Here is a 16,095-nt window from a genome sequence, read left to right on the forward strand (position 1 = left end):
ATATTGTTAAATTAGTTATATTGGAAGATTCGTATAGTTTATTGGAGGAGCAGCAGTAAAAACTGGTTATTTTCCGGTGGAAATTGAGCAAGGGGGGATTCTGACCACTTCTTTGGTATTAATGTGCAGTAGAAAGCTGAATAGAATTCTAATTATAATACTACTTATAATATGTAAAGAAAATCTTAATAAAATATCAATATTTTTTTTAACTGACCTATGATAAAATAACATGGTATGAGAATTGTTCTTTCACAGAAAATTCCTCTAAATTCTAAGAAAGAAGAGCTTGATGGGCAGGGGCATACCTTTACTCGTTCATAGGGATGCACCCGATTAAGCCGAATAATCGGCAGACAGGAGAATATATGATTGGTTATGTAATACTATTTATACTCCTTGCATTGGTAATTCTGTTATTTGCAGCTTCCTGGATCTTATCCAATATTATATTAAAACCAAAGGTAGTTACCCCTGATAAGCTTTATCAAAGAGAGGTGGAGCTTGGGAGGCTGACAGAGAAGATTTACCAGAGCTGGGAAAAGGAAGATTTTTATATCAGATCCAGGTATGGATACGATTTATCCTGCCAGTTAATAAACAATGACTTAAGTAAAGAGCAGTTTTTGGATCCGGAGGGCAGATTAAAGATAGCGGTTATCTGTCATGGTTATACTTGTGGGAAATACAGCAGTATGGTGTACGCAAATATGTTTTTAAAAAAAGGAATTACCGTACTTACATATGATCATCGTAATCACGGATTCAGCGGTAAGGCACATACTTCAATGGGATACTATGAAAAATTTGATTTACAAACAGTCCTGGACTGGTGCTTTTCAGAATTTGGTACTAATTTGGCCATAGTGACCCACGGTGAGTCTATGGGTGCGGCAACCGTTTTGGCTCATCATGCAATTGATGGACGAGTACGCTGTACCATTGCGGATTGTGCCTATTCCTCCCTGGAGTCCTTGATACGGCATCAATTAAAGAAATATTACCATATACCTGCATTTCCTTTTCTGCCGGTGGCAAAGTTAATTATAAGATTGCGGGCTGGGTTCTGGGTAGGAGATGTGGTACCAATGGAAGGGGCTGTACAAAGCCATGCACCGATTCTTTTCATACATGGGCTAGAGGATGATTATGTACCCTGTTATATGTCTCAGACTATGTATGATGCAAAACCGGATAAGAAGGAACTATATCTTGCGCCGAATGCAAAGCATGCTCAGTCCTGTGAGAAAAATACAGCTGAGTACGAACTTGTACTGGAACGGTTTCTGGATAAATATTATTATTAATAATCAGGAAAAAATCAGGGAAGCTTAATCGAATGTTCATTATAAGGTGAAGGCTGACTGTTTTTATGACGGATGCATTTCTGATCCAAGAGGCTATACATCAGACCATTTACTACCTTATTTTAAAAAAATAAGTGCAAACATAAAACTTATTTCTAAGTCTTATATCTACACTTATTCAGTACCAAAGAGGCTGTTGCAAAAACCTTACAATTTAGCAACAGCCTTTTTATAAGAAATCCCATTATTACGTTATCTTACATAATTCTAACTGCTGTACCGGAAGCAGTAACCATAAGCATTCCATTATCAGCACCCAGTACTTCATAATCGATGTCTACGCCGACAACTGCATCAGCACCTAATTGTCTGGCTCTGTCTTCCATTTCCCTCATGGCGTTTTCACGGGCTTGAATTAATTCTTCTTCATAAGTTCCGGAACGACCACCAAAAAAATTAGATAAACCCGCTGCAAAATCTTTAATAAAATTAACGCCAGAGATTACTTCTCCAAAAACGACACCTTTGTATTCTGTAATTGTTTTTCCTTCAATGGATGGTGTGGTTGTAATAATCATATACTTGTTTTCTCCTTTCAAGATAGGTAATTTGCGAATAAAATGGTAAAGATGACCAATGTAAAAAGTAATTTTTCATATCTGATAATAGTTTACTATACATCATATAGTTTACAACAAAATAAAAGAATCATTAACATAAAATTAAAAAACAAACAAAAAAATTAGGATAATAATAAACCGCTGATGGATATTAAAATAGACAGATTAACCGTAAAACTGAAAACCGTAAGACTGAAAAACGGAGGGACAAAGGCAGAAGGGATGATTACAAAGGAGATAAATCAAAAGTGAAAAAAAAAAGGGGATATAAACAACAGAGATAAATACTGAGAGTCAAATAAAGAAAAACTAAATATCAAGGTCTAAAAAACTTGATAAAATCAGCTCAAAGACTTAAATAGAAAGTTTGCTTATGAAATCCTTCATAAGCGCTTTCATCATAATCTCGAAGCTGATTTTAGCAAATAATCAATAACTAAAAATTATTTCTGTTCATTCTCAACCGCTGCCATCTTCATAGCCCGGACCTTAAGGGACAACCCGAAAAGATTAATAAAGCCTTCCGCATCATGATGATTATACAAATCACCGGTGGTAAAAGAAGCAATACTTTCATTATATAAAGAATAAGGAGAAGTGGTACCCTGCTTAATAATATTACCTTTGTAGAGCTTTAATTTAACTTCACCGGTTACATATTGCTGGGTTACATCAACGAAAGCCTGAAGTGCTTCCCGAAGAGGAGTGAACCATTTACCTTCATAAACGACATCAGCAAACTTATTACCGATTTCCTTCTTACAAGTTAACGTTGCACGGTCAAGGATTAATTCCTCTAGCTGAGCGTGGGCTTCCATTAAAATAGTACCACCGGGAGTTTCATAAACACCACGGGATTTCATACCAACCACACGGTTTTCTACTATATCAATGATACCGACACCATGTTTGCCCCCAAGTTTGTTTAATTCTGCAATAAGATCAGATGGCTTCATGTTTGTGCCGTTTAATCCGGTGGGTATCCCTTTTTCAAAGGTTATAGTAAGGGTTTCGCCTTCCTCTGGTGCTTTTTCCGGAGAAACACTAAGAACTAATAAATGATCATAGTTTGGTGCGCTTGCCGGATCTTCTAATTCCAAACCTTCGTGGCTGATGTGCCAGAGGTTTCTGTCGCGGCTGTAGCTGTTATCAGCTGAGAACGGAAGATCGATTCCATGATTTTTGCAGTACTCAATTTCTTCTTCTCTGGAGGTAACATCCCAGATTCTCCAAGGTGCAATAATTTTTAGGTCTGGAGCCAGGGCTTTGATACCAAGTTCAAAACGTACCTGATCATTCCCTTTTCCAGTAGCGCCATGACAAATAGCAGTTGCATGTTCAATTCTTGCGATTTCTACGAGACGTTTTGCAATAACTGGTCTCGCCATGGAAGTTCCAAGAAGATATTTATTTTCATATATGGCTCCGGCTTTCACGCAGGGCAATACGTAGTCATCTACAAATTCATCCACAACATCTTCAATATATAATTTCGTGGCTCCGGACAACTTTGCTCTTTCTTCTAAGCCATCCAGTTCGTTACCCTGTCCTACATTAATACAAACACATACGACCTCGTAATCATAGTTTTCTTTTAACCAGGGAATAATCATAGTAGTATCAAGACCACCGGAATAAGCAAGTATAACTTTTTCTTTCATAGTAAATCCTCCTTAAGATTGAATCATCTGTTTTTGCAATTATTGATTTGGTTTGAATTTATTATAAATATACATCAATATGTTAATTTATGCAATAGCAAATTTTGAAAATGTATAAAAAATTTTTAGTTAGTGGTGACGAACAGCCAGAATGGAACTTCACTATTTACAAGATTTTTACTGTCTGGTTATAGACATAAATGTATAGTAATGGTACAATTGTATTGTTTTCTGGTATGCATAACTGGTGTAGATCTTAATCAACGTAAGGGCCTTTCCTATCGGCAGTGTTGTTTTCTTCTATGCCTTTTTTTGATTGCATCAACAGAATGTATAAAAAATTGCTGTCAGCAAACGTTATATGTCAGTGGGAAAAAAACTACCTGACAGCGATGGCTCGAAGTATATTATTGAATGCACCATGAATGATATGGCTGGGTGCAATTTTATTATAATAAAGAAATAGGAGGATTACTATGTATAATATTGTGTTAGCATCCGGGTCACCCAGAAGAAAGGAAATATTGGAGCAGGTGGGTGTTACGTTTTGTATCTGTCCTAGTGAAAAAGAAGAGATCATAACGAAGTCAAAACCAGAAGAGATAGTAAGGGAACTAGCCAAAAGTAAAGCTTTGGAAGTGGCGGCAAAGGTAGAAGGTAAATCCATAATTATCGGAGCAGATACCATGGTAGCACTTGACGGACGGGTGTTAGGCAAGCCAGGTTCAGAAACAGAGGCAAAGGCTATGCTTCAGATGCTGCAGGGAAACAGGCATCAGGTGTATACCGGCGTATCAGTAGTAATTAAATCCGAAAATTCTTCTGGCGATAGATCAGCAAAAGCACCGGATAAAGTGCTTACATTTGTAGAGATGACAAAAGTATGGGTCTATCCTATGAAACGAGTTCAGATTGATAATTATATTGCTACGGGTGAACCCTTTGATAAAGCAGGTGGTTATGGAATTCAGGGAAAATTTGCAGTCCATATAGAAAAGATTGAAGGGGATTATTATAATATAGTTGGGTTTCCTATTGCTAAATTATATGCATTATTATTAGATGAAGGTATTGATATTCTTTCCTGCTGATTATGTCAATCCAACAGCTTACATTGCCTGGTATATGACAAATTTAAAACAATGAACGATGAAAAGAAATCCGGAATTTTACCGGATTTCTTTCTGCTATATTGTAAAAATATTAAAAAATATGATAAAATATGAAATCCAGTATTGCATAATAATCAATTTGGATGTATAATTATGAATAATTATTTAAGTAAGCAGTAGAAAACATAGGAAGACAGCTGATAAAAGCAGGTATCATTGGTACGACCGGTTATGCTATAGCGGAACTGGTCAGATTGCTAAAGGAGCTGTTGAAAAATGATTTGCCTCTGGCTTACCATGACCAATAGAATATATAAAAATAGAAAGGTGCCATGTTGTGATATCATCACATTTCATTTGTGGCAGTATCGCAGACAAAACTGGGATATGGAATGGGTATATATATGGAAAGAATACAAGGCGGTGTTACCGCAGCAAAAGGATATAAAGCAGCTGGAATCTATGCGGGAATTAAGAAAAAACGAAATGATATGGCTTTGGTATACAGCACGGTACCGGCTATTGCAGCCGGTACTTTTACAACAAATGTAGTAAAAGCCGCCCCGGTTAAATGGGACATAAAAGTAATAAAAGAACAGGAAACTGTTCAGGCAGTCGTACTAAACAGCGGAGTAGCCAATGCCTGTACCGGAAGCTTAGGTGATGAAAATAATTATAAGATGGCAGAGGCAATGGCCAAGAACCTAGGGATTGCTACACAGGATGTACTGACCTGTTCTACCGGAGTTATCGGAAAGCAGCTTCCGGTTGACGTTATAACAGAAGGTACCAGACTTTTAGCAGAAGCAATGGATGATACGATGGAGAATGGTTTAGCGGCAGCCCAGGCAATTATGACTACAGATACCTATTCCAAGGAGTGTGCAGTATCCATAGAATTAGGCGGTAACACAGTTACAATAGGGGGAATGGCGAAAGGCTCCGGTATGATTCATCCGAATATGGCTACTATGCTTAGTGTTGTCACTACAGATGTTTTGATTAGCAAAGCTTTATTGCAGGAAGCAATCAGTGCAGATGTAAAAGACTCTTTTAATATGATATCCGTTGACCGCGATACTTCCACCAATGATTCCTTTATCCTATTGGCAAACGGTCTTGCAGGAAATGCAGAAATAACGGAAAAGAATGAAGATTATTTTATATTCTGTCAAGCACTTCACACAGTAACTACAGAACTGTCGAAGAAAATGGCCGCAGACGGAGAAGGTGCCACCAAGTTATTTGAAACAGTTGTAGTTGGTGCACAGACTAAGGATGAAGCTATTATATTAAGCAAATCCATAATAACTTCAAATCTGGTTAAAACTGCTGTATATGGCAATGATGCCAACTGGGGAAGAATCTTATGTGCCATGGGATATTCCGGAGTGGATTTTAATCCTGATTTCGTAGACTTATATATAGAAAGTGCAGACGGAAAGCTAAAGTTGGTAGAAAACGGCATGGCAACGGATTACAGCGAAGAAACTGCAACGAAGATTTTATCCGGGAAAGAAGTAAGGGCAATTGCTGATGTTAAGATGGGAAAACATACAGCAACAGCCTGGGGCTGTGATTTAACTTATGATTATATCAAAATCAATGCAGATTACCGTTCATAGATTATACGAAAAATACAGATTTCGTTCATAGATTACACAAATAATACAGATTACCGCTCATAAATAACACAAGAAATCAAAAATATAACTATGTATAAGTTGCTGGAGGAAAATTAGAAATGGAACATATGGAACAGATACTGATTAAGGCTCAGACATTGATTGAAGCTTTACCATATATACAGAAATTTAATAATAAAAAGGTAGTAGTAAAATATGGCGGAAGCGCCATGTTAGATGAAGAACTCCAATTGAATGTAATAAAAGATGTAGCACTTCTTAAACTGGTGGGAATGCAGCCCATAATCGTCCATGGAGGCGGTAAGGAAATCAGTAAATGGGTCAGCTTACTTGGGAATGAATCTAAATTCGTGGAAGGACTACGGGTAACTGACGAACAAACCATGGAAGTAGCAGAAATGGTACTTGGAAAGGTCAATAAAGGTCTGGTTCAGATGATTGAGAAGCTGGGGGTTAAGGCGGTCGGAATCAGCGGCAAGGACGGCGCAACCCTTAAAGTTGAAAAAAAACTGGTGAATGGACAGGATATCGGATATGTTGGAAATGTAACCGAAGTAAATGCAGAGCTTATCAATACATTAATTGATAATAATTTTATCCCCATAATTGCGCCAATTGGACTAGATGATAATTTCCATGCTTATAATATTAATGCTGACGATGCAGCCTGTGCAGTGGCAACAGCCATCGGTGCTGAAAAGCTGGCCTTTTTGACGGATATTGAAGGGGTTTATACGGATCCGGAGGATAAAAATACATTAATATCAGTACTGACACTGGATAAAGCGGACGAATTAATTAATAATGGATTTATCGGCGGCGGTATGCTGCCTAAATTAAAGAACTGCATCGATGCAGTTCGTGGCGGTGTGTCCAGAGTCCATATTTTAGACGGCAGAATGGAACATTGCCTGCTCTTGGAATTCTTTACCAACCGTGGAATCGGTACAGCTATTCTCAATAATGAAGGAATTTTATTTGAACACGAAAAAGTCCAATCAGCTAAATAAACCAAAGCAAGGTATAAAGGAGGAAAACCAATGGAAATGCAGGAATTTATCACAAAAGCGGAACAGGTCTTAATGCATACTTACAGCAGATACCAAATCGTACTGGATAAAGGGGAAGGTGTATACCTTTATGACATCAACGGAAAAAAATACCTGGATTTCGCAGCAGGTATAGCGGTATTTGCCTTAGGTTATGGAAATAGGGAGTATAACGAGGCATTAAAGAGCCAGATTGATAAGCTGTTACATACCTCTAATTATTACTACAATGTTCCCACAATTGAAGCAGCAGATAAATTAATTAAAGCCTCCGGGATGGACCGGGTATTCTTTACTAACAGCGGTACGGAAGCTATTGAGGGAGCTGTAAAGCTTGCCAGAAAATATTATTATAATAAAAAGCATCATGCCGGCAGTGAAATCATATCCATGAACCGTTCATTCCACGGCAGAAGTATGGGGGCCTTGTCAATCACCGGACAGCCGAAATACCGTGAAGCTTTTGAACCCTTAATCGGTGGAGCTGTTTTTGCGGATTTTAATGATATTAACAGTATAAAGGAAAAAATAACGGATAAAACCTGTGCTGTCATAGTAGAACCAATTCAGGGGGAAGGCGGTTTGTATCCGGCCAATAAGGAATTTTTAACTGAATTAAGAACCCTATGTGATGAACGGGATATTCTTCTGATTTTTGATGAGATTCAATGCGGTATGGGAAGAACCGGAACCATGTTCGCTTATCAGGGCTATGGGGTTAAGCCGGATATCATCACTTGCGCAAAAGCTTTAGGCTGCGGTGTTCCGGTTGGTGCATTTGCCGCAACGGAAAAAGTTGCCTCTGCTTTTGAACCGGGTGATCATGGTACAACTTACGGCGGTAATCCCTTTGCCGCGGCCGCGGTAAGCAAAGTATTTGACCTGTTTGAAGCCCTTGAACTCTTAACGAATGTCAATGAAATCTCAGGATATCTGGAAGAAAAATTAGACGAACTTGTTTCAAAATATGATTTTATTATTGAAAGAAGAGGAAAAGGTTTGATGCAGGGACTGGAATTTAGTGTACCTGTGAAAGAATATATACTGAAAGCTATGGATAAAGGACTGATTATTATAGCTGCAGGAACAAATATTATCCGTTTTGTACCGCCTTTAATTATTACAAAAGCTCATGTGGATGAAATGATAAACCTTTTGGAAAGTATATTTTAGTAATTCGTTTAAACCGGTAAGTAATCTGACAGGATTTCATACCGGTTTTTTAATGAAAGGAAAGCACTCTGATTTATCCACGTATATTAAATAATAGTAGTTCCTCACTCTTTTCTTCAGCAAGTGTATCCTGTTTATAGACATTGTGGATTAGTCGTAACTTTCCTAACACTTAGACGTTTGTTTACAGGCTATAACCACAGTTGCCCGTAAAATACTATCCTCTAAAAATCTCAGAAAAATTTCTCTTCGTTAATCTACATAAGTAGTCTGAGTTTTAATGGAAAATTTCTTTCAGTATGAATATGCTCCTTTTTAATGGCAAAAATATAATTGACGGATTTGGATATTATATGCAGCCGTACGATGAAAATAAAGGTGATTATTAATTATGTTGGGATGGATTATTGCAATCATATCAGGTGCGTTGATGAGTATCCAAGGAGTATTCAATACGGGAGTAACGAAAGAAACCAGTATTTGGGTGTCTTCATGCTTTGTACAGTTTACGGCATTTTTAGTATGCCTTGCCGCATGGTTTATAACTGGACGGGAGGGCAGTTTCGGAGCTATTTTAAAAGTGGATAATAAATATATGCTATTAGGAGGCGCTTTCGGAGCTTTTATTACTTATACTGTTATAAAAAGCGTGGATACACTTGGACCTGCCAAAGCGATTATGATTATTGTGACTGCACAGTTAATTATGGCATATGTAATTGAGCTTTTTGGTATCTTTGGAGTGGAACAAGTAAAGTTCCATTGGCATAAATTAATCGGAGTAGTATTGGTAATAGGAGGCATCATTACCTTTAAATGGGACTAGCTTTCTAACGTTTTTCTTACAATTAAAAATCTTTCGAAATACCTATTGTAATCATACAATATATTAGGTAGAATAATACTATGCAGGTAAAGTATTGAGGATACGATATTGATGCGGCCTTTTTTATACAGCTTAGGTGAAGTCAGTCAGTTTGAAACTGTCTTCGATTTCATAAAAGTAGATAAGAAAGGATAAATTTATGAATAATGCAAAATGCTTAAAGACCGGACTTATAATTGTGTTGATTGTTACAGCCGGAGTTCTCTACAGCTGTCAAAGTGCAAAAGATTCTAAAGTATTGGTGTCCCTTGCAGATCAGACGACAGAGGAAAGATTTACAGAGGAAGAAAGTATCTGGAAGACAGAAGATGCTGCAACAGTTGGGGAAGTGACCGGTCAGTCTGATGGCAGATCAGGTGAATCTGGTTTAACAGAATCTGAAAATCATCAGAAACAAAGTAAGAACACAGTAGAAACACAGGATAGCATTTATGTATATATCTGCGGTGCGGTTAAAAAGCCGGATGTCTATGAAACAGTTCCAGGCACCAGACTGGTAGAGGTTATTAAACTGGCAGGAGGGCTGACTCAGGATGCTGCAGGTGAGTATGTGAATCAGGCGGCGATGGTAGCAGACGGAGAACAGATCTATATCCCTGCAAAGGATGAAGTAAAAGGTACACCTCCAGAGAGCAGTTCCGTCATTATAAGCAGATCAGATGAGGATACTGTTAAACCGAATAGCAGTTCCGGTAAAGTCAATATTAACAAAGCTTCCCAGGAAGAATTAATGACCTTACCCGGTATCGGAGAAGCCAAATCGGCTGATATCATAGCTTACAGGCAGGAACATGGCGGTTTTAAGAGCATAGAAGAAATTAAAAATATAAGCGGAATAAAAAATTCCGTTTTTAATAAAATCAGTGACAGGATTAATGTGGAATAGGCTGTTACAGCTTAGGAAATTTAACTTTGGAAAAATTAGGATGGGTGATGAATGTGGGAAAGAAAGTTCTCGTTGTTGATGATGAAAAATTAATTGTAAAAGGAATCCGTTTCAGCTTAGAACAAGACGGTATGGAAGTGGATTGTGCATATGACGGTGAAGAAGCCCTAGAGGCTGCCAAAAAGAAAGAATATGATGTGGTATTATTGGATGTTATGCTTCCTAAGATGACCGGGTTTGAAGTATGCCAGCAGATCAGGGAATTTTCGAATATGCCTATTATTATGCTGACAGCCAAAGGTGATGACATGGATAAGATTCTGGGGTTAGAATACGGTGCGGATGATTATATTACGAAGCCATTTAATATACTGGAGGTAAAAGCCCGTATAAAGGCAATTATGCGCAGAAGTTCCAAAAAGTCTTCAGAGACCCAGGCTAAAGTCATCAAGTTTGAGGATCTTAAAATCGATTGCGAGAGCAGACGGGTTTATGTCAATAATAAAGAAGTTAATTTAACAGCGAAGGAATTCGATTTACTGGAGTTATTAATATTCAATCCCAATAAAGTATATAGCCGTGAAAATTTACTCAATATAGTATGGGGATATGACTATCCTGGTGACGTAAGAACAGTGGACGTACACATCCGTAGATTACGTGAAAAGATTGAAGATAATCCTAGTGAGCCAAAATATATACATACAAAATGGGGTGTTGGCTATTTTTTCCAAGATTAAATCAAAATTATGGTTTTTAAAAAGTATGAGAGTGCATTCTTTATTTGCACTCTTCTTAATTGGTATTCTGCCTATTCTGTTTTTTACCTGGGAAATGGTGAGTACCTATAATTCAACAGCGCTAAATCAGAGGAAGAATGATATGCAAAGCCAAGGAAGTTCTCTGGCTAATCTGCTTATTTCCTCTGGTTATTTTGGTGACCCTTCCGTTGAAGAAGTTAATACGGAATTATCCCGTATTGCCAATATCTATGATGGAAGAATTCTTGTTATTGACAGCAAACTAAATATATTAAAAGATACTTACGGAATCGAAGACGGTAATACCATTATTTCAGAAGATGTAATTAAGTGTCTTCGCGGAACCAGCAACAGTATCTATCAGAATAAGCAGGGTAATTACATTGAGATGACCCTGCCGATAACCCATAATAATACCAAGGACATTGTGGGTGTTATCCTACTGAACTTTTCCATAAAAAATATTAACTCCATATCGGTGGTGTTATCTCAAAAGGCTTCTATACTCTTTTTAACAACTGCCATTCTGATTTTTGTATATGCCTTTTTTTATTCCGGAGTATTCACAAAACCTTTTAACAATCTAAAGAAAGCAATCGGACATCTTACAGAAGGTTATATGGATGAAGAAGTAAAAGTTGAGGGCTTTTATGAAGTCGGGCAGATTTCCAATTCCTTAAATCAGATGCTTTTGCGTATCAAAAACCTGGAGAGGTCAAGACAGGAATTTGTATCGAATGTATCCCACGAACTAAAGACTCCTATAACTTCCATAAAGGTATTAGCCGATTCTCTTATTATGCAGGAAAATGTACCACCGGAATTATACAGGGAATTCTTAGTTGATATTACAGAGGAAATCGAAAGGGAGAATAAAATAATAACAGATCTTTTGTCTTTAGTAAAACTGGATAAGACAGCCAGTGAAATGAACATAACCTCAATAAAAATCAACGATCTGCTGGAACTGGTCTTAAAAAGACTTCGGCCTATTGCTAAAAAGAATAATATTGAATTAATTTATGAAAGTTTCCGTCCTGTCATTGCTGAAGTGGACGAAGTGAAATTATCCCTTGCCCTTTCTAATTTAATCGAAAATGCAATTAAATATAATGTGGAGGACGGCTGGGTAAGAGTTTCACTGAATGCAGACCATAAGTATTTTTATGTTAAAGTAATGGATTCCGGAATTGGTATTCCCGAAGAGGCACAGGATTTTATCTTTGACCGTTTCTTCCGGGTGGATAAGGCCCGTTCCAGAGGAACAGGCGGTACCGGACTGGGGTTGTCCATAACGAAAAATGCCGTTCATATGCATAAAGGGGCTATTAAAGTATTCAGTAAAGAAAATGAAGGTACCACCTTTACTGTCAGGGTACCGATTAACTATATTGCTTAAATAACAATAAAACTAGTATTGGAAGAAAGTATACGGGGATTTTTAAAGACGATCCCCGGCAGTAAATAAAATATGACTGATAGGAGCAGACTATGAAGGAATCTGAGATTAAATATAAAAAGAATAAATTAAATATCATATCTTTGGTTGTATTCCTGATCATAGCGGTCCTCTTAGGCGGCTGCAGTTCAAAAGATGAGGATAAGGATAAGAATAAAACCGAAGAATCAAAATATTATGTCTATTATATAGATAAAAATGAAACGAAAATAGTGGGAGAGCCATATAAACCTGTGTCCGCTGATAAAGAAGAATTGGTGAAAGAATACTTTAAGGCTTTGAGTAAGGAACCAAAAGATATTAATTTAAAATCTTCAAAACCGGAAGAACTGAAAGTGAAAAAAGTTAAATTTAACGAAGATAATGGACTCAGCATAGATTTTAATTCAGCTTATGATGATCTGACAGGGGTAACTGAGGTTTTATTCCGTGCCTGTGTTGTTAAAACCTTATGCCAGATTGACGGAGTGGACGATGTGGAATTTTATGTAGAAGGTCAGCCTCTGGCAGGTTTAAATGATCAGCCCATCAGTTTTATGAAGGCTACGGACTTTATAGATGGTACCAGTGCGGAGAATGTGTATGTAACCGTTTATTTTGCCAATGAAAAAGGTAATAAATTAGTAGCAACCAACTTAAAAATACCTATGTATGACAGTAATATATCAGTTGAAAAATTAATATTGGCAAGCTTGATTGACGGTCCCAAAGATATTAAGAATATTGATGATAAGGTTCAAAAGACAATACCGGACGGAACAAATTTAATTGATGCCTCCACAAAGGACGGAATTTGTTATGTTAACTTTAATGAAGATTTTCTTAATAAATTATCCGGTATTAAGGATGAAGTTGTAATCTATTCCGTGGTAAATTCCCTGGTGGAACTTTCCACGATTAATAAGGTTCAATTCCTGATTAACGGAGAAACGAAGAAATCTTACCGGGAAGGGCTCACTTTTGATGGACTTTTTGAACGGAATCTGGAGCTGATAGAAGGGAGCAAGTGATGAATATTAGAAGACCCCTTGTGTGGATTTTAGCTGCATATTTAGCGGGTTTAGCAATGTATAGAGTCGGATTTAACTGGATTCTTTTACTCGGCATTATATGTATGTTATTGATTCTTATCTGGATGTGGTTACCGGTTGTTAACCGGAGAAAAAAGTTTAGATATTATTACTTTCTCCTATTCTTACCATTTATGTTTCTTCTGGGTCATGTCCGAATGAATCTGGTTTTAACCGGTAATGCTCTGGATAAAGCCTTTGAAATTGAGATAAAAGGTGATGTGACCGGACAATTGGCGATGATTCAGGATAAAGGTGAATATCTGGTACTTACCTTAATCAATAATTCGATTATGCTAAAGCAGGAACAACGAAATAATAATCAGTTCATTTCTATCCAGACTAAGCAAACCCAGACTAAGCAAACCCAGACTAAACAACAAAATATATATTATAGTAAAAAATTAACAATCTATACTTCTTCTAAAAACCAATATAAAATTGGTAATATCTTAACAATATCAGGAAAAATCAAAAAATTCCAAAAAGCTTCAAATCCCGGTCAGTTCAATGAATACCTGTACAATAAGATGCTTCAGATTGATTATAAAGTAAATGCAGATTCAATCAGTCTTATCGATGAGGATTATAAAACGTTTAATCAGATGTTACATACCATAAAGGAGCGGTTTCTCCATATATATCAGCAGATACTTCCGTCAAAAAATGCTGGAATTCTATCTGCCATGATCCTTGGAGATGTGTCTTTTTTAGAACCGGATATGAAAGAACTGTACCAACAAAGCGGCATATCACATATACTGGCTATTTCGGGACTGCATATATCTTTGCTGGGGTTAAGTCTTTACCGGTTATTACGCCGTTTACATGTGCCTGCCTTTTTCAATGGGGTAATATCCATATTTATTATATGTTCATATGGTATCCTGACTAACTTTAGCGTATCTACTAACAGGGCAGTAGTTATGCTAATTGTTTTCATGACAGCAGGAGTAGTAGGAAGAACGTATGACTTATTATCCGCCACTGCGTTAAGTGGTCTCATTATATTAATCCAATCACCACTCCAAATAATAAATGCCGGTTTCCTGCTTTCATTTGGAGCAATTATTGGTATGGCTCTTCTAAATCCTATTCTAGCACTTTTATTTCCCTTGAAAAGTAAGTTATGGGAAGGTCTGAAAACAAGCATCAGTATTCAGATTATTACACTTCCCATTATTCTTTATTTTTTTTATGAAATCCCAACCTATTCTATTATGATCAATATGATTATTCTGCCAAGTTCTGCAATAATTATTTTATTGGCAATTTTAGCAGGAACCTGTGCATGTATCTGGCTTCCACTGGGTAGCTTTTTAATAGGAGGAGTGCATTATCTCCTAAACTTTTATGAAGGGGTATGCAAATTAGCGGCTAAAATGCCGGGAAGGACGTTGCTGATTGGACGTCCGGAGGCTTTTCGTATCATAGCGTACTATTCAATTGTGGTCTTGCTTATTCTCTTCTATAAGAGATTAAACCGTAAGTGCTATATTCTACTGTTGTCGTTTCTGCTTATCATCTTTGTTAAACCCAATGATCTTAGTTTAAAGGTCGAGTTTCTTGATGTAGGTCAGGGTGATGGAATAGTTATGTCTACGCCTGCGAAAACTACTTATTTAATTGACGGCGGCAGCAGTGATGTGTCAAAGGTAGGTATATACCGTCTGAAACCGTATCTGAAAGTAAATGGCATTGGATATATAGATTATGCTGTTGTAACGCATATGGATTCAGACCATATATCCGGTATGAAGGAATTAATGGAGGCAATGGAAGACAGGAACACAAAATATTTAAAGAAATCAAAACAAGCGGGTAAACCGGAAAGCTATAAAGGTAATATTGTTATCAGAAATCTGATTCTCCCGGATATTCTGGAAAAGGATGATACCTATAAGGAATTTGAAGCACTCGCCCTGTCAAAAGGTATAAACGTGCTATATATCAAAAAGGGTGATACGATAAATGACGGAGAGGTAAGGATTACCTGCCTTCATCCCAATGCAGATGTTGGTTATAATTCCAGGAATGCTTATTCTACTGTGCTTAGTGTAACTTACAAAGACTTTAATTTACTTCTGACCGGTGACCTTGAGGAAGAGGGAGAAACTTTGGTAGTGAATGAATTAAAGAAACTGACAGAGAAACCCTATGCTACTGACAGCAAAATAAATAAATATAACCAGCCAGCCCAAAAGTATGATATATTAAAAGTTGCCCACCACGGCTCTAATAATTCCACCTTCGAAGAATTTCTTAAACTGGTGGAACCAATGTATTCTATAATCTCCTGTGGTAAAGGCAACAGTTACGGGCATCCGGGGAAAGAGCTGTTAAACCGGTTAAATCAGATAGACAGTGATGTTATAATCACCTATGAAAGTGGTGCGGTCGCAGTGAAAACAGATGGGATGAGAATGGAGATAAAGGAATATGTGGAGGATTAGTTGATTAAAATC

13 protein-coding genes are annotated in these 16,095 nt (G+C 37.2%); 11 read left to right on the forward strand and 2 right to left on the reverse strand.

The genetic code is table 11. The features are described 5' to 3' along the window. Window positions 1–368 precede the first annotated feature (368 nt). Window positions 369–1,307 carry an alpha/beta hydrolase gene (locus QA584_RS11665; protein WP_278274686.1) on the forward strand — a complete coding sequence of 313 codons (939 nt, stop codon included), beginning with the start codon at window positions 369–371 and terminating at the stop codon, window positions 1,305–1,307. Between the two features lie 257 nt (window positions 1,308–1,564). On the opposite strand, the gene QA584_RS11670 is transcribed toward QA584_RS11665, so the two are convergent. After that, complete coding sequence (locus QA584_RS11670) at window positions 1,565–1,885, reverse strand: putative heavy metal-binding protein (protein ID WP_278274687.1); 321 nt, start codon at window positions 1,883–1,885, stop codon at window positions 1,565–1,567. A 485-nt stretch (window positions 1,886–2,370) separates the two neighbouring features. Then, a complete protein-coding gene (locus QA584_RS11675) occupies window positions 2,371–3,588 on the reverse strand; it encodes an argininosuccinate synthase (RefSeq protein WP_278274688.1) in 1,218 nt (405 codons plus the stop codon). A gap of 476 nt (window positions 3,589–4,064) precedes the next feature. Here QA584_RS11675 and QA584_RS11680 point away from each other — a divergent pair, with 476 nt between their 5' ends. The 10 genes from QA584_RS11680 (at window position 4,065) to QA584_RS11725 (ending at window position 16,083) form a co-directional block, all read left to right on the forward strand. Continuing rightward, a complete protein-coding gene (locus QA584_RS11680) occupies window positions 4,065–4,679 on the forward strand; it encodes a Maf family protein (RefSeq protein WP_278274689.1) in 615 nt (204 codons plus the stop codon). Window positions 4,680–5,104: 425 nt separating this feature from the next. After that, on the forward strand, window positions 5,105–6,325 hold the full coding sequence (gene argJ, locus QA584_RS11685; RefSeq protein WP_278274690.1) for a bifunctional glutamate N-acetyltransferase/amino-acid acetyltransferase ArgJ: 1,221 nt from the start codon (window positions 5,105–5,107) through the stop codon (window positions 6,323–6,325). A gap of 128 nt (window positions 6,326–6,453) precedes the next feature. Beyond that, a complete protein-coding gene (argB, locus tag QA584_RS11690) occupies window positions 6,454–7,356 on the forward strand; it encodes an acetylglutamate kinase (RefSeq protein ID WP_278275152.1) in 903 nt (300 codons plus the stop codon). 30 nt (window positions 7,357–7,386) lie between these two features. After that, window positions 7,387–8,568, forward strand: a complete 1,182-nt coding sequence (locus QA584_RS11695) for an aspartate aminotransferase family protein (RefSeq protein ID WP_278274691.1) — start codon at window positions 7,387–7,389, stop codon at window positions 8,566–8,568. A 391-nt stretch (window positions 8,569–8,959) separates the two neighbouring features. Continuing rightward, window positions 8,960–9,394: a DMT family transporter gene (locus QA584_RS11700; protein WP_278274692.1), complete on the forward strand. Its 435-nt coding sequence runs from the start codon at window positions 8,960–8,962 to the stop codon at window positions 9,392–9,394. Between the two features lie 199 nt (window positions 9,395–9,593). Further along, window positions 9,594–10,340, forward strand: coding sequence for a helix-hairpin-helix domain-containing protein (locus QA584_RS11705; RefSeq protein ID WP_278274693.1), 747 nt, complete (start codon window positions 9,594–9,596; stop codon window positions 10,338–10,340). A gap of 53 nt (window positions 10,341–10,393) precedes the next feature. Next, window positions 10,394–11,080, forward strand: a complete 687-nt coding sequence (locus QA584_RS11710; RefSeq protein WP_278275153.1) for a response regulator transcription factor — start codon at window positions 10,394–10,396, stop codon at window positions 11,078–11,080. After that, window positions 11,037–12,500: a HAMP domain-containing sensor histidine kinase gene (locus QA584_RS11715; protein ID WP_278275154.1), complete on the forward strand. Its 1,464-nt coding sequence runs from the start codon at window positions 11,037–11,039 to the stop codon at window positions 12,498–12,500. The genes QA584_RS11710 and QA584_RS11715 overlap by 44 nt, the downstream gene beginning before the upstream one ends. Before the next feature lie 92 nt (window positions 12,501–12,592). After that, window positions 12,593–13,570 (forward strand): GerMN domain-containing protein, encoded by a 978-nt coding sequence (locus QA584_RS11720; RefSeq protein WP_278274694.1) that lies wholly within the window; start codon window positions 12,593–12,595, stop codon window positions 13,568–13,570. Continuing rightward, complete coding sequence (locus tag QA584_RS11725; protein WP_278274695.1) at window positions 13,570–16,083, forward strand: DNA internalization-related competence protein ComEC/Rec2; 2,514 nt, start codon at window positions 13,570–13,572, stop codon at window positions 16,081–16,083. The genes QA584_RS11720 and QA584_RS11725 overlap by 1 nt, the downstream gene beginning before the upstream one ends. Window positions 16,084–16,095: the final 12 nt, after the last annotated feature.

The sequence above is a fragment of the Anaerocolumna sp. AGMB13025 genome (genome assembly GCF_029689925.1).
Classification (GTDB): domain Bacteria; phylum Bacillota; class Clostridia; order Lachnospirales; family Lachnospiraceae; genus Anaerocolumna.